The organism is Oceanimonas smirnovii ATCC BAA-899 (assembly GCF_000381965.1).
In the GTDB taxonomy this organism is placed as follows: domain Bacteria; phylum Pseudomonadota; class Gammaproteobacteria; order Enterobacterales; family Aeromonadaceae; genus Oceanimonas; species Oceanimonas smirnovii.
On the sequence record NZ_KB908454.1, the window covers coordinates 136583 to 160046 of the forward strand.

The following is a 23464-nucleotide window of genomic DNA, read 5'->3' on the forward strand; positions in this document are numbered from 1 at the left end:
GCTTTTGGCTATATTTAGCCTGATTCCAACCTTGGCCCCAAGGCCGTCTAAGCTTAAAGACATTAATAAAAACAAGGGTATGGACGCTCATGTTTAGTCTGCTCAGAATGCAGGATACAGAATGGATGGTGGGTGTGGACTTGGGCTCGGCCAATCTCAAGGCGGTGGTCCTGAAAGGCCGGCCGGAGCACATGCAGCTGGCAGCCATGGCCATGGTTCCTGCTCCTGTTCACAGTATGGTGGATCATCAAATACAGGATATTGCGGCTGTTGGTGAAGCGCTCAGGCGGTTACGCCGTGAGCTTGGCAGTCGTGCGGGGGTTGCGGCCACCGCGGTCTCCGGCAGCAATGTCACCAGCAAAATTATCGCCTTGCCCAGAGGATTGACCGATGAGGAGCTGGAGCAACAAATAAGTCTGGAAGCCGAGCAGCATATTTCCTCTTCTCTGGCAGATATCAGTCTGGACTTTGAACGTCTGGGCACCAACCCGCAGCGCCCCGACAGAGAAAACATTCTGCTCAGTGCCGCCCGCAAAGAAAGCATTGCCAGCCGGGTTTCAGCCCTTGAGCTGGCAGGCTGGCGCGTGCAGGTAATGGATATTGGCATTCACGCGCTGGCAAGGGCCGCGCATGCCCTGCTGGCCAGTGAGCGAATAGGCGTGCAGCGGCTGGCGCTGGCCGATATTGGTGCCGAGTGTCTGAGCTTTGGCGTGCTGGAGCAGGGCGAGCTGATCCACAGCCGGCTTAATCACTTTGGCGGAGCTGACCTTACCCGTGAGCTCAGTGAGCTGACCGGGCTGCCCTTTGCTCAGGCAGAAGCAGCCAAGCTGGATCACACGCTGCCTGCGGAGCTGCAGGAAAACGCCAGTCAGCAGCATATCAACAATGTGCTTCAGCATCTTCGCCGCAACATGCACCTTTTTAACAGTGGTACCGACAGCCGGCCACCACAGGCGCTATTTCTCAGCGGGGGCGCCAGCCAGCTGCCCCAGCTGGCCGCCGTGCTGGAGCAGGAGTTAGCCATTCCCGTGCTGCAGCCGCGTTTTGACCGGCTGCTGGGTGGCAGTGAGCAGGACTATCCCGGTGCCGCTGCCTGCACCATTGCCCTGGGTCTGGCGCTAAGGAGCTTTACCCCGTGTCCCGTATAAATCTGCTGCCCTGGCGACAAGCTCGTGCAACCAGGCAAAGAAAACGCTTTATGCTGCAGCTGGCGCTGGCCTCGGCGCTTACCTTGCTGGCCATGGCGCTGATTAATGTCCGTCTGACACAAGAGATCACCCGGCAGCAGGCGCGTAACCATTATCTGCAAACCGAGATCAACCAGTTGGATCAGGCGTTAGGAGAAATCAGCACCATTCGTCAGCAGCGGGAGCAATTGCTGGAGCGGGTCCGGCTGATTGATGAGCTGCAACAGCAAAGGGCCTTTTCAGTGCATCTGTTTAATCAGATGCCGGAGCTGGTTCCGCCCGGTGTGTACTTAAACTCGCTTAAGGTCAGCAGCGAGCACCTTGAGCTGGCGGGCAAAACCGAAGCCTACCCCAGGGTGGCTGCCATGCTGCGCCGCATGGAGGCCAGCCGCTGGCTTACCAGACCCAGGCTCAGTGCCATTTACGCCGCCGGTGACGGCGACATTCCCCTCAGCCAGTTTTCCATGAATGTGATGGTCACCCCGCAAGGAGAGCAGCCATGAACCTGGAAGAGCTTAACGAACTGGAGCTTGAGCATATCGGGCAGTGGCCACGGCCCCTGAGAGTTGGTGTTATTGCGGCTGTCTGTCTGCTGCTGTGCGGACTGATGTGGCAGTTTCTGTTAAGTGATAACAGAGCCGAACTCGCGCGCATGACAGAGCGGGAAGCCAGCCTTAAAAACACCTTTGAGGCCAAAGCGGCGCAGGCTGCGGCCCTGCCTGCTTATGAAAAACAGCTCAAAACTCTGCAAGCGCGGCTTGATACCGAGCTGCAAAAACTGCCCAGCCGGCTTGAAGTGGCCGGTTTGCTCGACGACATCAGCTTCATTGCCACCGACAACGGCCTGCAGATAGAGCGCATCAACTGGGAAGCCGAGCAGCCGGGGGAGTTTTCCATCGAGCTGCCCATGCGCATTATTGTCAGTGGCAGCTACCATCAGCTGGGGCACTTTGTGGCCGATATCGCCGCCCTGCCGCGCATTGTCATACTCGACAGCTTTACCCTCAGCCACACCGGCAACGAGCAGCTTAATATGAGTATGCAGGCCAAAACCTATCAATATAACCCGCAGGAGATGCCATGAAAGCGCTGATGCTGGTGCTGCTGCTGGGGCTGGCCAGCTGCGGTGATCCGGATAACCTGCAGCAATACACCCTGGATGTGCGCACCCGGCCGGGGGCGGCACCCGAGCCGGTGCCACCGGTCAGCAGCTATGTACCCGAGCCCTATCAGCCGGCCAGTCAGCGCAGCCCCTTTGCGCTGCCTGTGCCGGAAGTGGCCGCCACCGCACCACCCGCTGCTGCTCATTGCACTGCGCCCGCTATGCGCGGGCCCAAACAGCCGCTTGAGCACTATGCACTTGAGCGCTTGTCCATGCGCGGCACCCTGCAGCAGGGCGGGCTGATCACAGGTCTGGTGTCTGCGCCCGACGGCATTACCCACACAGTGACACCGGGTGACCGAATGGGGCTGCATCATGGTGAAGTCAGGGTGGTCAGCCGTGAACGTATTGTGCTGGAAGAATATCTGTCCGATGGCAGGGGGTGCTGGAATCGCCGTGAAAGCACCTTGTTGCTGGTCAGCAAAGAACAGGAGTGCGCCGTATGCAAACAATAACCATGGGCAGGCTGATGGTGTCAGTGTTACTGTCTCTGGCGCTGATGCCGGTAATGGCACAGCAGCTGAGCCAGCAGGGGAATAAGGGCATATCCATGAATTTTCAGGATATTCCGGTGCGCACCGCACTGCAGATCCTGGCTGATTTCAATCAGGTTAACCTGGTCACCACCGATTCGGTACAGGGCAATCTGACTCTGCATCTCGACAACGTGCCCTGGTCGCAGGCACTGGATACCATTTTGCAGGTGCGTGGTCTCGATAAGCGCATGAACGGCAATATTCTGCTGGTGGCCCCGGCTGCCGAGCTGGCACTGCAGGAGCAGAGCCAGCTGGAAAATCAGCAGGCGCAGCAGGTGCTGGCCCCGCTGGAGACCGAATTTTTGCAAATCAATTACGCCAAAGCGGCCAGCATGCTGGCGCTGCTCAGTAATGAAAGCACCCGACTGTTATCGGAGCGGGGGGCCATAGCGGTGGATGACAGGACCAATATGCTGGTCATTAAAGACACGCGGGAAAGCATCAGCAATGTGCGCCGCATGCTGACGCTGCTGGATATTCCCATTAAGCAGGTGGTGATTGAAGCACGCATGGTCACCATCAACGAGGGGCTGGAGCAGGAGCTGGGCATTAACTGGGAATACCGCAACGACACCGCCGGCGGCAGCAACCAAACCGAGGGTAACCTCAATGTCAATCTGCCAGTGTCGGCGGAAGGCGGCTCCATCGGCCTGCAGATTGCCAAGTTGTCCGGCGGTAATATTCTTGATCTGGAACTGACCGCGCTGGAGCGGGAAAACCGCGCCGAAATTATTGCCAGCCCCAGAGTGACCACCTCCAACCAGAAACCGGCGGTGATTCAGCAGGGGGTGCAAATTCCCTACAGCACCGTCAGTGAGCAGGGCACCAATGTGGAGTTTGCCGATGCTTTTTTAAGTCTGGAAGTCACACCGCAAATTACGCCTGATCACCGTGTGGTGCTTGATCTGCTGGTGACTCAGGACAGCGTAGGAGAGTTTGTCACTCAGGCCGATGGCTCTGAAGTGCCGTCCATCAATGCCCAGTCGGTCACCACTCAGGTGCTGGTCAACGACGGTGAAACCCTGGTGCTGGGAGGCATTTACCAGCAGGACATTTTACGCCGGGTGAGCAAGGTACCGCTGCTGGGCGACATACCGGTAATGGGGCACTTATTCAAAAGCACGCAAGACACCAACCGCAAGCGGGAATTGATTATCTTCGTCACCCCCCGTATCGTGCATGACAGCATTTAAGGAATTGCCGCCAAAATAAACAGTGGCGGCATGCTCCTTGCCAGTCGCCGGCGCAGTTGCGATAATCCGGCGTCCAGTTTCAGAAAATCAAGGTTAGGTTCATCGTCGACCCCGCGGTGTTCGTGGGGCGCATTTGTTTGTGAGAATTTCGTGCAACATGGCTGAAAAACGCAATATCTTCCTAGTGGGGCCCATGGGTGCGGGCAAGAGCACCATCGGCAAATACCTGGCGCAGCAACTGCACATGGAGTTTTATGACTCCGATCAGGAAATCGAGCGCCGTACCGGTGCCGATATCAGCTGGGTGTTTGATGTAGAGGGCGAAGAAGGCTTTCGTCTACGCGAAGAAAAGGTCATCAATGAGCTGAGCGAGCTGCAGGGCATAGTGCTGGCTACTGGTGGCGGTTCAATAAAGAGCCGCGAAAGCCGCAACCGGCTGTCGGCCCGGGGCATAGTGGTCTACCTCGAAACCACGGTAGAAAAACAGCTGGCCCGGGTGCAGAAAGACAAGCGCCGGCCCTTGCTGCAAACTAAAGAAGAGCCCCGGGATGTGCTGGAGCGTCTGGCTGAAGAGCGCAACGAGCTGTATCGGGAAGTGGCCGACTATGTGGTGCGCACCGATGAGCAAAGCGCCAAGCTGGTGGCCAATCAGATTGTTGAACTTATTGGCCTGTAAGCCCGGAGAAGCTCCATGGAAAGGTTAACCGTGAACCTGGGAGAGCGCAGCTATCCCATTCATATTGCCAGTGGCCTGCTTGCCGATGGCACCTTGCTGAAAAGTGCCATCAAGGGCAAAAAGGTGCTGGTGATCACCAATGAGGTAGTGGCACCGCTGTATCTTGCGCCCTTGCTGGCAGCACTGGCTCCGCTTGAGGCAGAAAGCCTGGTGCTGCCCGACGGCGAGCAGTTTAAAAATCTCGACACCTTTAATCAGGTGATGGGCACACTGCTGGAAAACGGTCACGGCCGCGATACTACCCTTATCGCCCTGGGGGGCGGTGTTATCGGTGATCTCACCGGTTTTGCTGCTGCCTGCTATCAGCGTGGTGTGCCCTTTATTCAGGTACCCACCACACTGCTGGCTCAGGTTGATTCCTCGGTGGGCGGCAAAACCGCGGTTAACCATGCTCTTGGCAAAAACATGATAGGGGCCTTTTATCAGCCCGAGCTGGTGCTGATAGATACCGATTGCCTCGGCACACTGGCGGCGCGCGAATTTGCCGCCGGCATGGCCGAGGTGATCAAATACGGCATTATATGGGACGCCGGCTTTTTTGCCTGGCTGGAGCAGAACATCACGCGTCTGCAACAGCTCGATACCGAGGCGTTGTCTTATGCCATTCGCCGCTGCTGCGAAATCAAGGCCGACATGGTGGCCAGTGATGAGCGTGAGCACGGCGTGCGCGCGCTGCTTAATCTGGGCCATACCTTTGGCCATGCCATTGAAGCCGAAATGGGCTACGGCAACTGGCTGCACGGCGAAGCGGTGGCGGCCGGCACCATGCAGGCCTGTCATACTGCCTGCCTGCGCGGTGATATGACCGAGGCCGAGGTGGCCCGGGTTCAGGCCTTGCTGGAGCAGGCTAACCTGCCGGTGGCCGGGCCTGAGCAAATGACTACAGCCAATTATCTGCCCCACATGATGCGGGACAAAAAAGTGCTGGCGGGTCAGTTGCGTCTGGTACTGCCCCAGGGCATAGGCCGGGCTCAAGTGGTCAGTGATGTCACAGAAGCCCAGCTGACACAGGTGCTGAGCTGAATCGTGACCGGCTCTGTGCGTGCGCTCTCATCCCAGCAGCAGCTGCTTGAACGGCTGCTGCATCTGGCCCGGCTCGACCATGAGCTGGCGCTGGTGTCCGGCCCCAAAGGGGCGGGCAAATCCACGCTGGCCACTCTGCTCACTCAGCAAAGTGAGTTGCTGACGCCGGTGGTGCTCGACGCCCGTCTAATCACCAGCCAGAAAGTATTTCGTGAAGCCTTGCTGGAGCAGTGGTTTGCCGGTGCCATCTTTGATGCCGGCGATCCCCTTTCCGACTCGGTAAACCGGCTGCTGCCCGCCGCACCCGGCAAGCGTCTGCTGGTGGTAGACAACGCCCAGTGGCTGACCGACGCTCAGTTGCAGGAGCTGGCCGAAATGAGCCTGGCACTGCCATCGGCGCAGCGGCCCTTTATGGTATTGATGGGGTTGTCATCCTGGGCCAGTGGCGTGCGCACCCTGTTGCAGGAGCTGCAAATGCCGGTGCTGGAGCTTGAAGTTCCTGAACTGAGCGAAGAAGATAAACTGCAGTTATGCAGCCTCCGGGATAGTGCGCCGGCGGCCGGGCAACTGGCCGGCATGCATTATCCGGGAGATCTTGTGGTCAGTACGGAGCCAAGCATGAAAACACCCGAATACCGCCAGTGGCTGGAGCAAAAGCCGGTTAAAATTCTGCTGACAGGGCTGATTATTGTAGGGCTTGGCGTGATTGTCAGTGCCTTGCTGGGCAAGGATGAAGCGCCGCCGGCCCAGGTTGCTCAGCCGTTTCAGGCTGAATCCCTGCCTGAGCCTCCGGCCGGTCCTGTGACTGCTGACACCCTGCCGGTGACGCCTGCTGCTGAAGAGCAGGGAGAAGCCCTGGTCAGTGACTGGCCGGTAGAGCTGTTACCCGAGTCTCCCCGTGTTACCACTCAGGTGGCCGAGTCGCCGCAAGACACCAGCAAGGAGCGGGTGGTCATAGACGATGAAGTGGTCAGTCAGCTGATGCAGCGCAAAACCGTACAAGCGGCCAGCAAGCAGGCACAAAGTGCGCCGGCGGCACAGCCGGCGGCCGGTCAGCCCGCTGCGCTTTCCCGGCAGCCAGCAGGGCACTACACCCTGCAGCTGATGGCCAGCCGGGACAAGAACGCACTTAATCAGCTGATGACCCGCCATAACTTATCACCGGCCTGGGTCTATTCCCGCAACCTGAACGGTCAGCCCTGGTATGTGCTGGTGCACGGTGATTTTGCCTCAGCCGAGCAGGCCAGAGCGGCAGTTGGCCGCCTGCCTGCCGAGCTCAGGGCTGCCAAGCCCTGGCCCAAGCCTTTTGGCCAGGTGCAAAAAGAGGCCACCCCCTAGTCATGGCCATGGTCATGACTCTTCCATGGGGTTACAATGCGCGCCCTTTATTTGCGTTCCGGGTCCGGCAAGCATGGCAACAGTAACAAAAACCCGCGCCTTTCTTAAATGGGCCGGCGGCAAATATGGTCTGGTAGACAACATCAACCGCCGGCTGCCTGAGGCAGGTACCCTGGTTGAGCCTTTTGTGGGGGCCGGCTCGGTATTTCTGAACTCGAACTTCGATGCCTACATTCTGGCCGATATCAACGCCGATCTGATCAACCTCTATCAGCTGCTGAAAACGCGCCCCGATGCCTTTGTGCGCGAGGCTGCGGGCCTGTTTGTGTCTGAGCACAACGACAAAGCCGTTTATTATGGTCTGCGCACCGAGTTTAATCAGGAGCAGGACAGCTGGCGCAGAGCCCTGCTGTTTTTATATCTGAACCGCCATGGCTATAACGGCCTGTGCCGCTACAACCGCAAGGGCGGTTTTAACGTGCCTTTTGGAGCCTATAAAAAGCCCTATTTTCCGGAAAAAGAGCTGTGGTTTTTTGCCGAAAAAGCGCAAAAAGCCACCTTTGTGTGCCAGGGCTATGATCAGGTGTTTGCCAATGCCACTCAGGATCAGGTGTTTTACTGTGATCCGCCCTATGCACCTTTGTCTACGACTGCCAGCTTTACCACCTATGCCGCCAACGGCTTTACTCTGGATGATCAGGCCATACTGGCCCGGCTGGCCCGGGAAACCGCTGCTAGGGGCGTGCCGGTGCTGATCAGCAATCACGATATTCCGCTCACCCGCGAGCTGTACCGGGAAGCCAGCCTGGATGTGGTGGCGGTCAAGCGCACCATCAGCCGTCACGGCCATAACCGGCAAAAGGTTAACGAGCTGCTGGCGCTGTTTCGCTAAGACAGCACCATTTTTACAATTCCCAGCAGAGCCAGCACAAACACCAGTATCAACACCACCCCCAGTGCTACCCAGGGCCAGGGGCTGCCGGAAAACTGCCGCCGGCGATGGTGCTCCGACTGCACCCCAAACAAGGCCGCCAGCACGCCCTGTAACCTGTGTTTCCAGTTCAATTAAACTCCTTTCCCCCTTCGGGGAGCTGTCAGCCGTAAGCTATCAGCTGTAAGTCAAACACCCTGGTCAGCAAGCACAGCGCCGTATCTTCACGCTATTGATGTTTGCTTATAGCTTAAAGCTGATGGCTTACCGCTTTCTGAGGGGGTAGAATTGGAGCGTTTTTTGCGCTCAAGGTAACCCCGATGAAAGACTTTTTAATTGCACCTTCCATTCTGTCTGCCGATTTCGCCCGTCTGGGCGAAGACGTAGATAACGTGCTGCAGGCCGGTGCCGATGTGGTCCATTTTGATGTCATGGATAACCACTATGTGCCCAACCTCACTATAGGCCCCATGGTGTGCAAGGCGCTGCGTGATTATGGCATTACCGCGCCCATCGATGTGCACCTGATGGTTAAGCCGGTAGACAGCCTGGTGCCCGACTTCGCCAAAGCCGGTGCTTCCATTATTACCTTTCATCCGGAAGCATCCGAGCACATCGACCGCACCCTCGGGCTTATTCGCGAGCAGGGCTGTCAGGCCGGCCTGGTGTTTAACCCGGCCACACCGCTCAGCTATCTTGACTATGTCATGGACAAGGTAGACGTTATTCTGCTGATGTCGGTCAACCCCGGTTTTGGCGGTCAGTCCTTTATTCCCGGCACCCTCGACAAACTGCGCGAGGCCCGTCGACGCATTGATGAAAGCGGCCGCAACATTCGCCTGGAAATAGACGGTGGCGTCAAGCCCGGTAATATTCGGGAAATAGCCGAAGCCGGTGCCGACATGTTTGTGGCCGGCTCGGCCATTTTCAGTCAGCCCGACTACAAAGCGGTGATTGACGACATGCGCCGGGAGCTGGCTGCCGCCCATGGCTGATTTTGATCTGGTTCAGTTTGATCTCGACGGCACCTTAATAGACAGCGTGCCTCAGCTGGCTGAAGCCATCAACGACATGCTGACCAGTCTCAATTATGCCACCCAGCCGCTGAGTGCGGTGCGCGGCTGGGTGGGCAACGGGGCCGATATGCTGGTACAGCGTGCGCTGACGGCGACCCTGGGGCATATTCCGGACGCCACGCTGCAGCAGCAGGCCCGTCACCGGTTTGACGAGGCCTACGCCAGCCATGCCCACGGCACCCTGGTGTTTTATCCCGGTGTGCTCGGCACCCTTGAGCAGTTGCGCGCATCGGGTAAACGGCTGGCGCTGGTGACCAACAAGCCCTACCGTTTTGTGCCGGGCATACTGGCCGCCGCCGGACTTGAAGATTATTTTGAACTGGTGCTGGGCGGCGACAGCCTGACCGAGAAAAAGCCCAGTCCTGCTCCGCTGCTGCATGTGTGCCGGCAGCTGAATGTAAGCCCGGCCCGCAGCCTGATGGTGGGCGACTCCGAAAACGACGTGCTGGCGGCCAAAGCAGCAGGCATGGCGGTGGCAGGGCTCACCTACGGCTATAACTATGGCCGCGCCATTGCCGACAGCCAGCCCGACTGGGTGCTCGACGACTTTGCCGGTCTGGTTTCAATACTTAAGCTTTAAATACACCACAAGGAATATCATGGCTAAACCCATCGTACTCAGCGGTGCCCAGCCCTCGGGCCAGCTGACCATAGGCAACTACATGGGCGCCCTGCGCCAGTGGGTAAAAATGCAGCAGGACTATGACTGCCTGTATTGCATTGTGGATATGCACGCCATTACCGTGCGCCAGGACCCGCAGGCCCTGCGCTCTGCTTGTCTGGATGCCGCTGCGCTTTATCTGGCCATTGGCCTCACCCCCGAGCAGAGCACCATTTTTATTCAGTCTCATGTGCCCGAACACGCCGAGCTGGCCTGGGTGCTGAACTGCTACACCCAGTTCGGCGAGCTGTCGCGCATGACCCAGTTTAAAGACAAGTCCAGCCGCTATGCCGAAAACATTAACGCCGGCCTGTTTACTTATCCTGCGTTAATGGCTGCCGATATCCTGCTTTATCAGGCCAATCAGGTACCGGTGGGCAATGATCAAAAGCAGCATCTTGAGCTGACCCGGGATATTGCCTATCGCTTTAATCAGCTGTACGGCGAGGTATTTACCGTACCCGAGCCCTTTATTCCGGAAGACGGTGCCCGCATTATGAGTTTGCAGGAGCCCACCAAAAAAATGTCCAAGTCGGACGATAACGCCAATAACTTTATCGGCCTGCTGGAAGATCCCAAAAAGATCGCCAAAAAGCTGAAGCGCGCCGTCACCGACTCGGACGATCCGCCCCTGGTCAAGTTCGACCCCCAAAACAAGCCCGGCGTGTCCAACCTGCTTACCCTCATGTCCGGTGCCGGCGGCCGCTCCGTGGCCGAGCTGGAGCAGCACTTTGAAGGCAAAATGTACGGCCACCTCAAAACCGAAACCGCCGAAGCCGTGCTCGACATGCTCACGCCCATTCAGCAGCGTTTTCATGAGCTGCGGGAAGACGAAACCGAGCTGCGCCGGGTGCTGACGCTGGGTGCCGGCAAGGCCCGGGAAAAAGCAGTGAAAACCCTCGACAAAGTGTATGATGTAATTGGTTTTGTGCCGCGGGCACGCTAAGCCTGATGTTCCCGTGTTAAACACGGGAACTATTTATTATTTTCAACTATCTTAACAGACAGGTTCATCCTGTTTACTTCTTCCTTTTGGAATACACTCATCAATGAATGAAACTATGAATCCAGAGCAGCAACTGCAGGATAAAATGTATTGGCTGCGCAAGTTCCGCATGGCCAAAAACGACAAAACCCTGGAGCGCATGGTCTCTCGCGCCATAGACGAATATCACAGCAAATCACAGATTGCCGCCGCCATTTATCTGGCAGAATGCCAGCGCGAGCGCGAGCTCACCCTGGGGCGCTATCTCGACAGCTGAAGCAGACACCATCACAGCCGGGTAATGCTTTCACCCCTGAGAATAATGTTTCCCTGTTCATTTTCCGGCAGGGCAGGAATGGTAATGCCAAGTAACTGAATAGGCGGAATAATGGCAAGCTCTTCACTCTTGCCTTGGGGGTTATAAAATCGCTGCAGGCACACATGCAGCAAGCGTTCGTTATTATTTTCTGCCAGATGACCAAACACAGGGTTGCCTTCGTGAGATGGCAAAGGCTGCCAGGCGTGGCCGCTGTCCGGTGCGGCACAGCCACCGGTGCGCCAGTCTTCGGGCAGCCAGCTGTTATTAATGACGTTGGTCACCTCACGGCTCAGCACAGCGGCATAGTTGCCTGCGGCAGGATCTACCCGCAATATCTGCCGGCTGGCCTCGGTGCTGATATGCCGGAAGCTGATTTCCAGCAGCACCGGCAGGCTGTAGGCCACAGTGCCAAATAACAAACTGAAAAACAGCACAAACAGGGCGGCAAACTCAATGGCCACAGCGCCTTGCTGTTTTTTTACCGGCATGAATAATGTCATCAGTTCACCAGCCTGGGTGCGCCACAGTTCAGCTCCTGCAAATGCAGAGCGGAGCGGCCAACGTCAAGACCCAGCACCTCATCCAGCACAGTAGTCAGCAGCCTTCTCACGCCATTAAGCACAGGCTTCAGCAGGTTCAGCACGGGTTTAAGGAGCACACACAGCAAGCCGCTGCCGGAACAACTGAAAGTGTCTGAGCCAAGGTTCAGCAGGCTGTTGGCATCGCTGCTGGCAGACAGATCAATGCCGCCGGGTTTGGTTTGCAGCAAGCGGGTCAGATTATGATCCACACACTGATTCCAGCTCAGTAAAGAGCTTAACAAGCCGGCACAAGACCAGTAACCATTGCCCAGAGTAGGAATACCCACTACATCGAGTAATCCGTAGGGCTTTGATGTGTAAGCATAAAAAGCTTCACTGAAACTGCCGTCCTGCCATTGGGACGGGTGCGTGGCACCCAGCCCCCAGGAGGTAGGAATGCTTTTTGCCAGAAACCAGTCTTCACCGGCCAGCGGCGGCACCAGCTGCGCTCCGGTATTCGGATCGGTTTCTGTGCTGCCATTCAAAATAAGATCGGTTGCTCTGCTTACATTATAAAAACCATTCACCTTGGTGGCATCCAGATATTGAGTGGCAAGCTGGTCAATCAGCATGTTTTTTTGTTTTTCGGAATAATCAAGGTCACTGTTATTAACGATGGAAGGTGGCCTGAATAATCCGCCCAGCAAATCCAGCAGGCCCAGCACAATATTGTCCACTGTATCACCTAAATTAAGATTGTTAGGCTCAGTGCTGGGGATGGGTCCTGTTTCAGGATCATATTCTGGAATAATCATCTCCTGAATATCTGAAAGCCCTTCAATATGGGTTTTACCGGTCAGCACAGGCAAATGTAATAGCTTAATCATTTCTGTGGGCTGCAGGCTCTCTTCACAGCGCACCGAGCCCGACCAGCGGCTGGCCTCAGGCATGCTGCCAATGCAGGTATTCAGCAGGGCTGAGTTGACTTCAAAGGTAGCGGCAGGCGGGTTTTCGGTGCATTGCGCCGACAGAAATTCGGCATGAGCCGTGGTTACATCCACGGTCAGTGGCAGCCGTACTCGCAGTCCAAGCACAGAGTCGGTAAGCCAGCTTAATACGCCGCCCAGCAGATTGTTGGAATCTATATCGGCATACAGACGAATCTGGGCGTTATAGGCTCTGGTGCCCACCGGCCCCACGGCAATGGTGGGCGGCTCCACTATACCCAGCTGCACCTTGGCCAGGCCAAGAACGTTCAGCTCAGGAATTTCCAACGCTCGCTCACTGGTGCCGAGCAATATACTGGTTCCCAGCAGATCGCCCAGATTCACCGCAGCATCCAGGGCCGGCCCGACGTTGCCTTCAAGTGTTGAGGCCAGACTGATCAGCCCCGGATTATCTGCCGTGCCAAACAGTGGCAGCTGCACATCTTGCAACAGCGGATTCTGCAGCACTGCTACTTGCAGCGCTTCAAGATCCGTTTTTAACACATTATCGGAAACAAGCTCGGCAGAAGTGCCAATCAGCCGGTCAATACCCAGCACACCGACTTCGGTGTTCACCAGCTCAACCAGCCCCTGAGGAGACAGCGCCTTCAGCTCATAAATGGAGACATCAACCCCCAGTCTTTTTAACAGGCCGGCCGGAGTAATATTAATATCTGCAAGCGCATTGGAGTTCAGTATGGCCAGCGTGCCGGCATTAACTCCCACGGCGTTCAGCACCTGACCAATCAGCCTGCTGTTATCCAGCCTCAGTAACTCGGCACCAATACTGAAGGTCGCGGTAGGCGCGCCGCCTTCACGCTCGGCCACAGCACTGGCCTGCAAATTAACTTCATTTTTATCGGTTACGCCCAGCATATTGCCGGCACGAAACAGCAGGCTGGCGGGCACGGTTTCCTTGGCAATAGTCCGCACTGCATGACCGCTGGCATCGGCAACGGGTGTTCTCAGGCTGTCACTAATATCAATTCTGACACACTGGGTGGCTATCGACTGACTGTCTTGTGCCAGAAAGCCATTGCGCGTGGCATTTTCCTGAGCATAGGTTTGTACAACATCGGGAGCATCGGCGCAGCGGCCACTGTTCAGCCGGGCAATGCTTTCCAGGGCGGCGGTATCCGCCAGCTTTTGCAGTTTGCGCTGCTCCATATATAGCCGGCCGGTATCAAGCACCAGCATGGTGCAGCCCAGAGTCAGCAGCAGAGTGCCGGCAGCAATCAGGGTAAATGCACCACCTTGTTTACATCTGCGAAGAGTCGTCATGGTGTCCTCGGCTATCGAATTCGCAGGCTGGCTTCGCCTTTAATTTCATCGGGCAGCTGAGGAACAGTCACTCCCAGCAAAGAGATAACCGGCATAATGGCTGTGGGCTCGGCATGGCGAAGGCAGGCTTTCCACTCACTGCCGTCGGCAGACACACTCAGCACCCGGTCTGCGTAGCCATGGCAGTGATATACCCATTTTTCCGGCAGCCAGGAGCTGGCGATAATTTGCTGCGACAGCGCCTCGGCGTTGAGCAGTATGTTATTAATATCGTCTTCTTCGGTGCCGGCACGATAAACATATATATCAGAAGTGCTTACTGCATTACGCAGCACTTCTGCCGACAGCTGCTGATAGGCAGCGCCAAGAATCAATGGAATGGCATAGCCGATAATGCCGTAAAACAACACAAAAACCAGAATAAAAACAAAAGCTATCTCGATGCTGGCGGCACCATCTTGCTTTTGAAATGTTTTTTTATGGAGCAAGTTTTTTTTGTTCATGTTCGTGACCTACTCTCCCGTGATTTATCAGTGTAGTTGCTGTTTTATCCTTAAGCTAATGAATTAACAGTACTTACTATATGACTAATACTAATTCGAGTATTGCCGCATATTTCTCTCCCGCCTTAAATTGAAGCAGGTTTCGAGCTGTTAAACACTGCGTTCGCATCATCAGTTGGCATGGTTCGCAGAATTGAGGGGCATAGGTAGTTTTACCGTTCCCGGGAGTCTGAATATGAAAATGTTTAATCATGGTTCCAATACTCAAAAGTGTGCTGCTGCATTGGCCTTGTTAATGCTGCTAACCGGTGTAACTGCCTGCTCCGGCAGCAGCTCTCTTGATCTGGCAAATAACAAGCCCGGCACTTCCCAGCCGGGTGCCGGCGGTGGCGACAACGGTGGCGGCGGTGATAACGGCGGTGGTGATACTGGCGGCGGTGACAACGGTGGCGGCGATAACGGCAGTGGTATCAGCGATGGCGGCGACAACGGCGGCGGCGACAGCGGCGGTGGTGATACTGGCGGCGGTAACAACGGTGGTGGAGACAACGGTGGCGGTGACAACGGCGGTGATATCATGGCCGGCGGCGGTACCATTGATGATGTACAGAGTGTTGTCGGTGATATTACCAATGGCAGCGTGCTTGAGCCCGGTTCAGATCTGGTCAATAACCTGGTAGACAGTGAAACCGGTGTGCTGTCTCCGGTAACAGGTATTGTTGATGGCCTGACCAGCTCTGATGGTTTGCTGTCACCTGTGGGGGATCTTACCAACGGCCTGCTTGGTCAGGGTGGCACCTTGTCTCCTGTTACCGGTCTGGTCAATGATACTCTCACTGCCGGCACCATTGGTACGGGCACCATTACTGATGTGCAGGGTGCTGTAACACAAATTACCGGTAACGGCGGCCTGTCTTCGGTCAATAATCTGGTCGACAATCTGGCTGGTCCGGAAAATGGCCTGCTTTCTCCTGTTACCGGCACCCTGGATCAGCTGACCGGTACTGGCGGCGTACTGGAGCCGGTGGGTGATCTGACCAACGGTCTGCTGAGTGAGAATGGCACTCTGGCACCAGTCACCGGCCTGGTAAGCGGTGTGCTCAACGAGCCGGCCCTGTCTCCGGTTACTGATCTGGCCGGTGGTCTGGTGGGAGGCGTAAATGACACGGTAAATGGCCTGACGAATGGACTGGCCGCTGGTGATATGGGCACCGGCACCATTACCGATGTGCAGGGCACTGTGTCAAACCTGACCGGAGAGACGGCGCTGAGTCCGGTGAACGACCTGGCCAATGGTCTGGTCAGCCCCTCCGACGGCTTGCTCGCACCCGTTACCTCAGTGGTGGAAGGGCTCACGGGCACTGGCGGCAGTCTTGAGGTAGTTGGCAATGTCACCGACGGCCTTATCGGAGAGCAAGGTGCGCTGCAGCCGGTGGTCAGTGGCGTTAATGATGTCGTTGGCGGAGTGCTTGGCGGTGGCGACGGTGGAGGCCTGCTGGGTAGCAGTGCAAGCGGTGGTCTGGCTGGCACAGTAACCGATACTGTTAATGGTGTTACCGGCGGAGTGCTTGGCGGTGGCGACAGTGGAGGACTGCTGGGCAGTGGTGCAAGCGGTGGTCTGGCTGGCACAGTAACCGATACTGTTAATGGTGTTACTGGCGGAGTGCTTGGCGGTGGCGACAGTGGAGGACTGCTGGGTAGCGGTGCAAGCGGTGGTCTGGCTGGCACAGTAACCGATACTGTTAATGGTGTTACCGGTGGTGTGCTTGGCGGTGAGGAAGGGGGTCTGCTGGGTGGCAGTGAAGGCGGTCTGGTTGGCACCGTCACCGGAACCGTTGACGGAATAACCGGCGGCTTACTGGGTGGCGATAAAGAAAATGGCGGCCTGGTTGGTGGACTGCTGGGTGGCAAGAAAAAGTAACTGACTTACCCGTCAATTTATTAAATGTGCTTCAGTATGCTGAAGCACATTTTTTTATTTGCGCAGCAACACATACTCATAAAATGTATTGTTGAAAAAAAAGCAAAGCAGTTCAATAATGTAGCCAATTTCTACGTTCAGGAGCCTGGCTCCGGGAGACTGGCATATGGGAGTGATTTCCCGATTTGTAATCCCTGCTGCAGGACTTTTACCTTTTATTTCAGCAACAGCTGAAACACCTGCATACTTAAACAGTAATAATGTAGACAATACGCTTCCTGCCCAGGTAAGACCAGAGCAGCAATACTCTCCGGAACGAGCTCAAACCTCTTTGCCTGCTCAGCAGCAGACCATGCAATTTCCTGCCGATACGGTTATTCAGCTGAACAATGTGCTGATAGAAGGCGGCACTGTTTATCCCTTTAACGAAGTGGCCGCTCCCTTTGCCGAGCTTATTGGCCAGCAGGTGTCACTTAAACAACTGGTGGATATTACCAACCGCATCACTCAGCGTTATCAAGACGACGGCTATGCCCTGTCTTATGCGTTTATTCCGGCTCAGAACATGAGCCTGGGCCAGGTACGGGTGGTGCTGGTAGAAGGCTATGTCGCTGCGCTGGATATGCGGGGTGATATCGGCGCTGCCTCTGAGCGCATTCGCAAGTTTGCTGACAATATCATTAACGAAAAGCCGTTGCGCAAAGCAACCTTTGAGCGCTATACAGCACTGATGGCGCGCATTCCGGGGGTCAAGGTAAAAGCGTCCGTCCCCAAACCCACCACCACGGATGGTGCTGTTACCATGGTAACCGAAGCCACCCGCCAGAACCTTGCCGTCAGCTCGGCGCTGGAGCTGAACGACGGTGACGATGCCAAACTGCTGGTGTCTGCCGAATTAAACTCCAATACGGCTGCCGGCGAAAAAATAAAAGTGACCACCATGCTGCCTCCCGGTGACGACAAAGAACGTTATGCCCGGGTAGATTACAGCCAGTTTATTGGGAATAACGGCACCCGCCTGGAAGCGTCGGCAAGTGCCTATCGCAGTGAAAAAGACGAAAAAGTAAACCTGGGTCAGGTTAACACTGCCAACGGGCCGGTAAATGTATTGTCGCAGGAAGAGCGCAGTAACGATCGCATCTCCGTGGGCTTCAGTCATCCTGTCAGGCTTTCCAACAACGAGTCAATCATGGCCACTGCCCGGGTATATGGCGTTGATGATGAACGTGATTATCGGGTAGAAGCGCCGGGAGCGCTGGCCGGCCGTGAAGCAAAAATTACCAACAAGGTAAGAGCGCTGGCCCTGGAAGGCGAGTGGAAAAAAGCAGAAAAAGACCAGCTGCGCATTATCAGTGGCGGCCTCTATCAGGGCCTGGATATGTTCGGTGCTGAAAGCAGCATCACTACGCTTGCCGGCAACCGCGTTGACCATAAAGAAGTAGACTTTTTGCGGATGCGGCTGGCCGGAGTGCAAAGCAATATTTTTGCCGACCGCTGGCAGAGCATAGTGTCCGGCGCGGCCTACTGGTCTGCCGATGCCTTGCCCGACAGCGAACGCGCCACCTTTGGCGGCCGCAGTTTTGGCCGGGGTTACGACTCGGATCAGGCCGAAGGTGACAAAGGCTGGGGCCTGGCTTATGAGCTGGGCTATCGCTTTTATCCGGAGCTTTCCTGGATGCGCCTGCTCAAGCCCTATGCAGTCATTGATACCGCCCGGGCATCTTATAACGATAACGGTGGCCCCGATGCCAGACTGGGCTCTTATGCCATTGGGGTGCAGTTCAGTGATCAGCGCCACTACAGCCTGAGTCTGGAAGCAGCCAAACCCTTTGGAGACAAGGCCACCGACAGCCAGGACCGGGATCCGCGCTTTCGGTTAAATGCCAGCTACAACCTGTAATAAAAAAGCCCTCGCAAGAGGGCTGTTTAAAGCTGATTTAACTTCAGTCAGTACTGGCAGTCGTCAGATTATCCTTGATTTGGGTAAAGAAATCGGCAAGCTGATCGCCGATATCACCCACAGAAACAATGATCCCCACTGCAATCAGGCCGGCAATAATGCCGTATTCAATGGCAGAAGCGCCTTCTTCCCGGTGAAGAAGTGCCGAGGTCTTCAGTTTGCAATAGACATAAAATTTAATAAATAAGTGGTTCATGCCCGTACTCCATACTTATTTGGCTCATGTAAAGATGGCAGTGTTACCATCTTATGACGCCCGACCTGATACAGATAAAAAGTATTAATACCTTGTTTTGTCCTTTTTTTCTTTGTGGTTTTTAATTGTCATCCGTGCTTTTTAAATAAAATCTGAGTGTAGAAGGGAAAACAGTCAGAGGCCAGTAGCTGCCCTGTTTTTTTTGTTCTAGTATTGGTTTCATTAAAGTCCTTCTTGCCAAATAACATCTAAGCTATATACCTATTTAACTGCAACTCACGGACTGGCTGTAATACGGAGATCGAATATGAACAGTCGCTTAATGCTTGGCCTGGCCGGGTTATTACTGACGGGTGCCATAGTGGCAGGCTATAAAGGAGTGCAGCTAAGCAACCAGCTTGATCAGCAGGCACCGCCGGCACCGGCTCAGGTCACGCCGCCACCGGCGGCGGTGCCGCAAGCCGGGCCGGCCCCTGCGGTGGCGGAGCAAATCAGCAGCCGGCAGAGTGAAGAGCCGCGCACTGCGGTGGTGGTGCTGGCCAGACCATTGCAGCCGTTTGAAGAGATCACAGCAGCCCACCTGAGCACAGAGCAACTGAAAATTGCCCCTCCCGGCACGTTCCGCGACACCCAGGCGCTATTGGGCCGTTATGTGTGGCAGTACCTGCCGGCGGGCACTGTGCTCAGCACGGCGGCTTTCGGTGCCGGCGGCCCGCTGGCGCGGTTAATTGGTGAAAATGAGCGGGCACTGGCGGTTGCCATTGACGACGTAAGTGGCGGCGGCGGTTTTATTCAGCCCGGTGATTATGTGGATGTGCTGCTTTATTTACGAAAAAACGATATCAACACCGATCAAACCGCTCAGGTGGTGGTGCCGGCACTCAGGGTGCTGAGTGTGGGTGACGCGCTGTCGGTGGGGGAAGATGGCCAGCCGGTGCAATACCGTGACGAAGACGCTCAGCCGGCGTCCCGCCAGCGAGCCGCGCAAACGGCGGTGCTGGCCGTACCGGCAACCCTGACCAGCCGCCTGATGCTGGCCACTCAGGCCGGCACCTTGCGGCTGGCCGTGCGCAGTGCCAGTGAAGCCCGGCTGGCTGATTACTTTAAAAACGGTTTGTCAGCCACCGCCCTGCAGGAAATAGAACGCCAGCTGTTTCAGTTTGAGCAGCTTGCGCTCAGACAGAGCAGTCCGGCAGCGCGGTCCGGTCCGGCCCGGCACAGCGTGGGTGTACCTGTTTATCGTGGCCCTGATGTGTCTCGTCAAACGCCTTAAATAAAGAGCAGACTATGAAAAAAAATATAAATATCATGGCATTATCTTCAGCAGTCATCACTGCACTATTCTCTTTGGCGATGTCTGCTCAGGCCCATGCCCGCACCTGTTCACCCATGCCGGCGCTGGATGACACCCTGCAACTGGCCCAGGGTTCGCAGCATGCACTGGTGATCGATGCCCCCGTTACCCGGCTGGCGGTGGGAGATCCGGCCGTTGCCGACGTAAAACTGACCAGTCGCAACAGTATTTTGCTGACCGGCACAGGTGCCGGCAGTACCAGTCTCAAGGTATGGACACGCTGCGCCACAGCCCCCATTGAAAGCCGTCTGCAAGTCACAGGAAGTGCCACTCAGGCCGTTACTCCGGCTGCCGGTGCCACTGTGCCGAGCCAGGTACAAACCGATATTCGGTTTGTTGAAGTTAACCGCACCAAGCTGAAAGACGTGGGTATCTCCCTGTTTGGCCAGCGCGGCAGTTTTTTGTTTGGAGCGCCGGGCAACACCATCGGCAGTGTCGGCATGGGCGGCGCCGTACCGCCAGGCAGCAATACGCCGGTGCCGCTGCAGGGTAATGGCTTTAACATTGCCTGGGGCGGCGGCACCAAAGAGGTGCTGGGCGTGCTGAATGCGCTGGAAAACAGTAATTTTGCCTACACGCTTGCTACTCCCAGCCTGGTCTCACTGAACGGAAAAAGCGCCAGTTTTCTGGCCGGCGGCGAGTTTCCGGTGCCCGTGCCCAGTGCCGATGGCAGCGCTATCTCCATCGAATACAAAGAGTTTGGTGTGCGCCTGAGCCTTACGCCCACAGTAGTGGATAACTCCCGCATTCTGCTTAAAGTGGCACCTGAGGTCAGCGAGCTTAACTTCAATACCGGCGTTTCCATTGCCGGCACCACAGTGCCGTCACTGAACGTGCGCCGCACCGACACCAGCGTGGCGTTGGCCAGTGGTGAGAGCTTTGTGATCAGCGGGCTGATGAGCGCCAATAATTATGCCGAGGTAGACAAGCTGCCGGGGCTGGGAGACATTCCGGTGTTGGGCAGCTTTTTTCGCTCTTCGCGCATTGCCCGCGAAGAAAAAGAGCTGTTAATGATAGTCACGCCGCATCTGGTGAGCCCGCTGGCTGCCAATGCCGAGCTGCCGGCACTGCCGGGAGAAAGCTACCGTAATTATGATCCCAATGCCTTTGAGCTGCTGTTTCTGGAAAATGGCGACTTTGATATGCAAAGCGGGCTGTCCCGGTAGGAGCAGAGCATGGAACAGACTTTTATTGTTTACTCCGCCAATGAGCAGGACATTGACTGGCTGCGCGCCGCGCTGATGCCACATCAGCTGCTGGCGGCCGATAAAACCACCGAGGAAATTCTATCGCTGTGTGATGCCACCGGTGCATCGGTGATATTTGTCGGCATGGATACGGAAAACATGACGCGCAAATGCAACCTGATAGAGTCATTGCTGGCAATTCGGCCTTTGCTCACCATTGTGGGCATGGGCGATGGCCTTGATAACGAGCTGATCATCAACGCCATGCGTGCCGGTGCCCGGGACTTTATTGTCTATGGCATGCGCAGCAATGAAGTGATGGGGCTGGTACACCGCATCACGCAACGGGCACCTGCCGTGCCGGTAAAGCCGGCAAAAAAACACACCACCCTTATCTATGGCGCTCAGGCCTCACCGGATGCGGCGCTGGCCAGCGTGATGCTGGCCATGGGATTGCAGCAGCAGGGCAAGCGCGTGCTGCTGATTGATCTGGGCAGTCCTGTTGCCGAAGCGCAGGAAATTCTGGGCATGGAGCCGGGGTTTACCTTTCAGGATGCGCTGCGCAACCTGAAGCGGCTGGACAGTAACCTGATTGAAAGTGCGTTTCCCCGGCATCAGAGCGGCATCTGTCTGCTGAGCAACGGCCTGGCTGATGCCGGCTTTCATGAAACCGGAGCAACCGATCATTATTTATTGCAGTCGGCGCTGAGCCAGCATTTTGATCAGGTCATCGTCAATCTTGCCGGGCAGCCAGACAGCGAGCAGCTGCGCAGCCTGGCCAGCATGTCTGCGCATATTTACTGGTATACCAATCAGTGCATGTCTTGCTGCAAGCGTAACCTGGAGGTGCTCAGGCACTGGCGGCAAATAGGAATTAACCTTGAGCATGCGCGGCTGCTGGTTGATCACTATGTTTCCCAGGTGGCACCGGATAAACAAGACATGAGTGCAACCTTTGGCCTGCCTTTGCTCACCGCCATTGCCACGGATCCGGTTAACCGCCTCAAGGTAAAAAATGCCGGCCTGCCTTACCGGGGGCGGGCCGAGGGCAGCCTGGCCCGGGCTTACCGGCCATTGGTAAAACACATTCTCAGCCATGTGTCCGGGCCTGCGCACAAACACTGGTTAAAACGGCTGACGGAGGCCTTTTCATGAGCCCTGAACCCCGCTTTGGTGAAAACAGAAAAGCCAATAACCACCAGCTGGTTAAAGGTGCGCTGCATAAATACATCATTGATGCACTGGAAGAGCACGAAGAGAATCTGTTGGAAGCCGGGCGGCAGCAACTGCGTCAGTTTGTTGATGCGCGGGTATACGAATACACCAGAAGCCGGCATCTGCCCATGTCGAAATATGAGCAGGACCAGCTCAGCGAAGAGCTGGTTGATGAGCTTACCGGTTTTGGCCCGCTGGAAATGCTGCTTAACGACGCCGAGGTAACCGAAATTCTGGTAAACGGCCCCAATCGTATCTTTGTGGAGCGCAGAGGCACCCTGCACCGCAGCGACCTGCGGTTTATCGATAATGCTCATCTGATCCGAGTGATACAGCGCATATTGGCACCGGTAGGACGCCGGCTGGATGAGTCTTCCCCCATGGTGGATGCCCGCATGCCCGACGGCAGCCGGATTAACGCTGTTATTCCTCCCGTGGCCATTGACGGCCCGGCATTATCAGTGCGCAAGTTCCGCCAGGACATGCTTAAAAGCACCGATCTGCTCGCTGCCGGCTCGCTGGATGAAGCCATAATGACCTTTCTTGATCAGGCGGTGCACTGCCGGTGCAATATTCTGGTCAGTGGCGGAACCGGGACGGGGAAAACCACCATGCTTAACCTGCTCAGCCAGCACATATCACCCTCTGAGCGCATTGTAACCATTGAAGATACAGCCGAACTGCAGCTTAAACATGACCATGTGGTACGGCTGGAAACCCGGCCGCCCAATACCGATGGCTATGGTGAGATTGCCGCCCGGGAGCTGGTCAGAAACGCACTGCGGATGCGGCCGGACCGTATACTGCTGGGGGAAATCCGGGGCGTGGAAGTCTTGGATGTGCTCACCGCCATGAATACTGGCCACGACGGCTCCATGACCACGCTGCATGCCAACAATGCCCAGGATGCGCTGCTTCGGCTGGAAAGCCTGGTGGGCATGTCGGGGGTGCAGGTAGCCGAACGCACTCTGCGGCAAACGGTATGCTCTGCCATTGATCTGGTTATTCAGCTGGTGCGGCTGGCCGACGGCCGGCGTTGCATCAGTGAAATACTGGAAGTGATCTCATTGCGTGAAGATCAATATGTCACCAATACGCTGTTCCGCCTGCAAACCAGAGGGGGGCACCGGTTCGTGCGTGAAGCCGTCACTCCCGGAGGTGAAAAACTGCAGCATCTGTATACGGGCAAATAA

The 23464-nt window shown here is 56.2% G+C and carries 24 protein-coding genes and 1 pseudogene; 19 read left to right on the plus strand and 6 right to left on the minus strand.

Going from position 1 to position 23464, the window contains the following annotated elements; all coding sequences use genetic code 11:
* Nucleotides 1-89: 89 nt before the first annotated feature.
* The 9 genes and pseudogenes from pilM (at nucleotide 90) to G364_RS0100680 (ending at nucleotide 8067) form a co-directional block, all read left to right on the plus strand.
* Nucleotides 90-1148 carry a type IV pilus assembly protein PilM gene (pilM, locus tag G364_RS0100640; RefSeq protein WP_211212404.1) on the plus strand — a complete coding sequence of 353 codons (1059 nt, stop codon included), beginning with the start codon at nucleotides 90-92 and terminating at the stop codon, nucleotides 1146-1148.
* The gene (locus tag G364_RS0100645) at nucleotides 1136-1690 is read left to right on the plus strand and encodes a PilN domain-containing protein (protein WP_026344578.1); all 555 of its coding nucleotides are present in this window, start codon (nucleotides 1136-1138) and stop codon (nucleotides 1688-1690) included. Before pilM ends, G364_RS0100645 begins: the two co-directional genes overlap by 13 nt.
* Nucleotides 1687-2271, plus strand: a complete 585-nt coding sequence (locus G364_RS0100650; protein WP_019933210.1) for a type IV pilus inner membrane component PilO — start codon at nucleotides 1687-1689, stop codon at nucleotides 2269-2271. Before G364_RS0100645 ends, G364_RS0100650 begins: the two co-directional genes overlap by 4 nt.
* Nucleotides 2268-2804 (plus strand): pilus assembly protein PilP, encoded by a 537-nt coding sequence (locus tag G364_RS0100655; protein WP_019933211.1) that lies wholly within the window; start codon nucleotides 2268-2270, stop codon nucleotides 2802-2804. Before G364_RS0100650 ends, G364_RS0100655 begins: the two co-directional genes overlap by 4 nt.
* A 71-nt stretch (nucleotides 2805-2875) precedes the next feature.
* Nucleotides 2876-4078: pseudogene (locus G364_RS16140) on the plus strand (type IV pilus secretin PilQ); the annotation flags it as partial.
* A gap of 157 nt (nucleotides 4079-4235) precedes the next feature.
* Nucleotides 4236-4754 carry a shikimate kinase AroK gene (gene aroK / locus G364_RS0100665; RefSeq protein ID WP_026344579.1) on the plus strand — a complete coding sequence of 173 codons (519 nt, stop codon included), beginning with the start codon at nucleotides 4236-4238 and terminating at the stop codon, nucleotides 4752-4754.
* Nucleotides 4755-4769: 15 nt separating this feature from the next.
* Nucleotides 4770-5837 carry a 3-dehydroquinate synthase gene (gene aroB, locus G364_RS0100670; protein ID WP_019933214.1) on the plus strand — a complete coding sequence of 356 codons (1068 nt, stop codon included), beginning with the start codon at nucleotides 4770-4772 and terminating at the stop codon, nucleotides 5835-5837.
* Nucleotides 5838-5840: 3 nt separating this feature from the next.
* Entirely contained in the window at nucleotides 5841-7175 is a 1335-nt protein-coding gene (locus G364_RS0100675) for an AAA family ATPase (protein ID WP_019933215.1), read from the plus strand.
* A 73-nt stretch (nucleotides 7176-7248) separates the two neighbouring features.
* Nucleotides 7249-8067, plus strand: a complete 819-nt coding sequence (locus G364_RS0100680; protein ID WP_019933216.1) for a Dam family site-specific DNA-(adenine-N6)-methyltransferase — start codon at nucleotides 7249-7251, stop codon at nucleotides 8065-8067.
* On the opposite strand, the gene G364_RS16910 is transcribed toward G364_RS0100680, so the two are convergent.
* The gene (locus G364_RS16910; protein WP_019933217.1) at nucleotides 8064-8240 is read right to left on the minus strand and encodes a DUF2970 domain-containing protein; all 177 of its coding nucleotides are present in this window, start codon (nucleotides 8238-8240) and stop codon (nucleotides 8064-8066) included. The genes G364_RS0100680 and G364_RS16910 overlap by 4 nt on opposite strands.
* A 186-nt stretch (nucleotides 8241-8426) precedes the next feature.
* Here G364_RS16910 and rpe point away from each other — a divergent pair, with 186 nt between their 5' ends.
* The 4 genes from rpe (at nucleotide 8427) to G364_RS0100705 (ending at nucleotide 11105) form a co-directional block, all read left to right on the plus strand.
* Complete coding sequence (rpe, locus tag G364_RS0100690; protein WP_019933218.1) at nucleotides 8427-9101, plus strand: ribulose-phosphate 3-epimerase; 675 nt, start codon at nucleotides 8427-8429, stop codon at nucleotides 9099-9101.
* Nucleotides 9094-9762 (plus strand): phosphoglycolate phosphatase, encoded by a 669-nt coding sequence (locus G364_RS0100695; protein ID WP_019933219.1) that lies wholly within the window; start codon nucleotides 9094-9096, stop codon nucleotides 9760-9762. The genes rpe and G364_RS0100695 overlap by 8 nt, the downstream gene beginning before the upstream one ends.
* Before the next feature lie 19 nt (nucleotides 9763-9781).
* Nucleotides 9782-10789 (plus strand): tryptophan--tRNA ligase, encoded by a 1008-nt coding sequence (gene trpS, locus G364_RS0100700; protein ID WP_019933220.1) that lies wholly within the window; start codon nucleotides 9782-9784, stop codon nucleotides 10787-10789.
* 103 nt (nucleotides 10790-10892) lie between these two features.
* Nucleotides 10893-11105 carry a hypothetical protein gene (locus tag G364_RS0100705; protein ID WP_040614365.1) on the plus strand — a complete coding sequence of 71 codons (213 nt, stop codon included), beginning with the start codon at nucleotides 10893-10895 and terminating at the stop codon, nucleotides 11103-11105.
* Nucleotides 11106-11116: 11 nt separating this feature from the next.
* Here G364_RS0100705 and G364_RS0100710 read toward each other — a convergent pair whose 3' ends face one another.
* From G364_RS0100710 to G364_RS0100720, 3 genes are read right to left on the minus strand one after another with little or no spacing between them, the layout of a single operon-like run.
* The gene (locus tag G364_RS0100710) at nucleotides 11117-11647 is read right to left on the minus strand and encodes a TadE/TadG family type IV pilus assembly protein (RefSeq protein WP_019933222.1); all 531 of its coding nucleotides are present in this window, start codon (nucleotides 11645-11647) and stop codon (nucleotides 11117-11119) included.
* A complete protein-coding gene (locus tag G364_RS0100715) occupies nucleotides 11647-13935 on the minus strand; it encodes a pilus assembly protein TadG-related protein (RefSeq protein WP_019933223.1) in 2289 nt (762 codons plus the stop codon). Before G364_RS0100715 ends, G364_RS0100710 begins: the two co-directional genes overlap by 1 nt.
* Nucleotides 13936-13946: 11 nt before the next feature.
* Nucleotides 13947-14438, minus strand: a complete 492-nt coding sequence (locus G364_RS0100720) for a TadE/TadG family type IV pilus assembly protein (protein ID WP_019933224.1) — start codon at nucleotides 14436-14438, stop codon at nucleotides 13947-13949.
* 235 nt (nucleotides 14439-14673) lie between these two features.
* On the opposite strand from G364_RS0100720, the gene G364_RS16145 reads away from it, so the two are divergent.
* Nucleotides 14674-16359, plus strand: coding sequence for a hypothetical protein (locus G364_RS16145; RefSeq protein WP_019933225.1), 1686 nt, complete (start codon nucleotides 14674-14676; stop codon nucleotides 16357-16359).
* Between the two features lie 54 nt (nucleotides 16360-16413).
* Here the strand turns inward: G364_RS16145 and G364_RS17265 are convergent, their stop codons facing one another.
* Nucleotides 16414-16629, minus strand: coding sequence for a hypothetical protein (locus tag G364_RS17265; RefSeq protein ID WP_169336637.1), 216 nt, complete (start codon nucleotides 16627-16629; stop codon nucleotides 16414-16416).
* A gap of 82 nt (nucleotides 16630-16711) precedes the next feature.
* On the opposite strand from G364_RS17265, the gene G364_RS0100730 reads away from it, so the two are divergent.
* On the plus strand, nucleotides 16712-18259 hold the full coding sequence (locus tag G364_RS0100730; protein WP_019933226.1) for a ShlB/FhaC/HecB family hemolysin secretion/activation protein: 1548 nt from the start codon (nucleotides 16712-16714) through the stop codon (nucleotides 18257-18259).
* Between the two features lie 43 nt (nucleotides 18260-18302).
* Here the strand turns inward: G364_RS0100730 and G364_RS16150 are convergent, their stop codons facing one another.
* Nucleotides 18303-18515 carry a Flp family type IVb pilin gene (locus tag G364_RS16150; RefSeq protein ID WP_019933227.1) on the minus strand — a complete coding sequence of 71 codons (213 nt, stop codon included), beginning with the start codon at nucleotides 18513-18515 and terminating at the stop codon, nucleotides 18303-18305.
* Nucleotides 18516-18822: 307 nt separating this feature from the next.
* Here G364_RS16150 and cpaB point away from each other — a divergent pair, with 307 nt between their 5' ends.
* From cpaB to G364_RS0100755, 4 genes are read left to right on the plus strand one after another with little or no spacing between them, the layout of a single operon-like run.
* Nucleotides 18823-19788, plus strand: a complete 966-nt coding sequence (cpaB, locus tag G364_RS0100740) for a Flp pilus assembly protein CpaB (RefSeq protein WP_019933228.1) — start codon at nucleotides 18823-18825, stop codon at nucleotides 19786-19788.
* A gap of 14 nt (nucleotides 19789-19802) precedes the next feature.
* The gene (locus G364_RS0100745) at nucleotides 19803-21035 is read left to right on the plus strand and encodes a type II and III secretion system protein family protein (protein ID WP_040614367.1); all 1233 of its coding nucleotides are present in this window, start codon (nucleotides 19803-19805) and stop codon (nucleotides 21033-21035) included.
* A gap of 9 nt (nucleotides 21036-21044) precedes the next feature.
* Nucleotides 21045-22211, plus strand: a complete 1167-nt coding sequence (locus tag G364_RS0100750) for a CpaE/TadZ family protein (RefSeq protein ID WP_019933230.1) — start codon at nucleotides 21045-21047, stop codon at nucleotides 22209-22211.
* Nucleotides 22208-23464 carry a TadA family conjugal transfer-associated ATPase gene (locus tag G364_RS0100755; protein WP_019933231.1) on the plus strand — a complete coding sequence of 419 codons (1257 nt, stop codon included), beginning with the start codon at nucleotides 22208-22210 and terminating at the stop codon, nucleotides 23462-23464. Before G364_RS0100750 ends, G364_RS0100755 begins: the two co-directional genes overlap by 4 nt.

Bases quoted from the DNA above. Each gene is read 5' to 3' on its own strand.
- G364_RS0100655 (WP_019933211.1), top strand. From the start codon at position 2,268: ATGAAAGCGCTGATGCTGGTGCTGCTGCTGGGGCTGGCCAGCTGCGGT.
- G364_RS0100755 (WP_019933231.1), top strand. From the start codon at position 22,208: ATGAGCCCTGAACCCCGCTTTGGTGAAAACAGAAAAGCCAATAACCAC.
- G364_RS0100745 (WP_040614367.1), top strand. From the start codon at position 19,803: ATGAAAAAAAATATAAATATCATGGCATTATCTTCAGCAGTCATCACT.
- G364_RS0100705 (WP_040614365.1), top strand. From the start codon at position 10,893: ATGAATGAAACTATGAATCCAGAGCAGCAACTGCAGGATAAAATGTAT.
- G364_RS16145 (WP_019933225.1), top strand. From the start codon at position 14,674: ATGAAAATGTTTAATCATGGTTCCAATACTCAAAAGTGTGCTGCTGCA.
- aroK (WP_026344579.1), top strand. From the start codon at position 4,236: ATGGCTGAAAAACGCAATATCTTCCTAGTGGGGCCCATGGGTGCGGGC.
- G364_RS0100680 (WP_019933216.1), top strand. From the start codon at position 7,249: ATGGCAACAGTAACAAAAACCCGCGCCTTTCTTAAATGGGCCGGCGGC.
- trpS (WP_019933220.1), top strand. From the start codon at position 9,782: ATGGCTAAACCCATCGTACTCAGCGGTGCCCAGCCCTCGGGCCAGCTG.
- aroB (WP_019933214.1), top strand. From the start codon at position 4,770: ATGGAAAGGTTAACCGTGAACCTGGGAGAGCGCAGCTATCCCATTCAT.
- G364_RS0100715 (WP_019933223.1), bottom strand. From the start codon at position 13,935: ATGACGACTCTTCGCAGATGTAAACAAGGTGGTGCATTTACCCTGATT.
- G364_RS0100650 (WP_019933210.1), top strand. From the start codon at position 1,687: ATGAACCTGGAAGAGCTTAACGAACTGGAGCTTGAGCATATCGGGCAG.
- G364_RS0100730 (WP_019933226.1), top strand. From the start codon at position 16,712: ATGCAATTTCCTGCCGATACGGTTATTCAGCTGAACAATGTGCTGATA.
- G364_RS0100750 (WP_019933230.1), top strand. From the start codon at position 21,045: ATGGAACAGACTTTTATTGTTTACTCCGCCAATGAGCAGGACATTGAC.
- pilM (WP_211212404.1), top strand. From the start codon at position 90: ATGTTTAGTCTGCTCAGAATGCAGGATACAGAATGGATGGTGGGTGTG.
- G364_RS16150 (WP_019933227.1), bottom strand. From the start codon at position 18,515: ATGAACCACTTATTTATTAAATTTTATGTCTATTGCAAACTGAAGACC.
- rpe (WP_019933218.1), top strand. From the start codon at position 8,427: ATGAAAGACTTTTTAATTGCACCTTCCATTCTGTCTGCCGATTTCGCC.
- G364_RS0100710 (WP_019933222.1), bottom strand. From the start codon at position 11,647: ATGACATTATTCATGCCGGTAAAAAAACAGCAAGGCGCTGTGGCCATT.
- cpaB (WP_019933228.1), top strand. From the start codon at position 18,823: ATGAACAGTCGCTTAATGCTTGGCCTGGCCGGGTTATTACTGACGGGT.
- G364_RS0100720 (WP_019933224.1), bottom strand. From the start codon at position 14,438: ATGAACAAAAAAAACTTGCTCCATAAAAAAACATTTCAAAAGCAAGAT.
- G364_RS0100695 (WP_019933219.1), top strand. From the start codon at position 9,094: ATGGCTGATTTTGATCTGGTTCAGTTTGATCTCGACGGCACCTTAATA.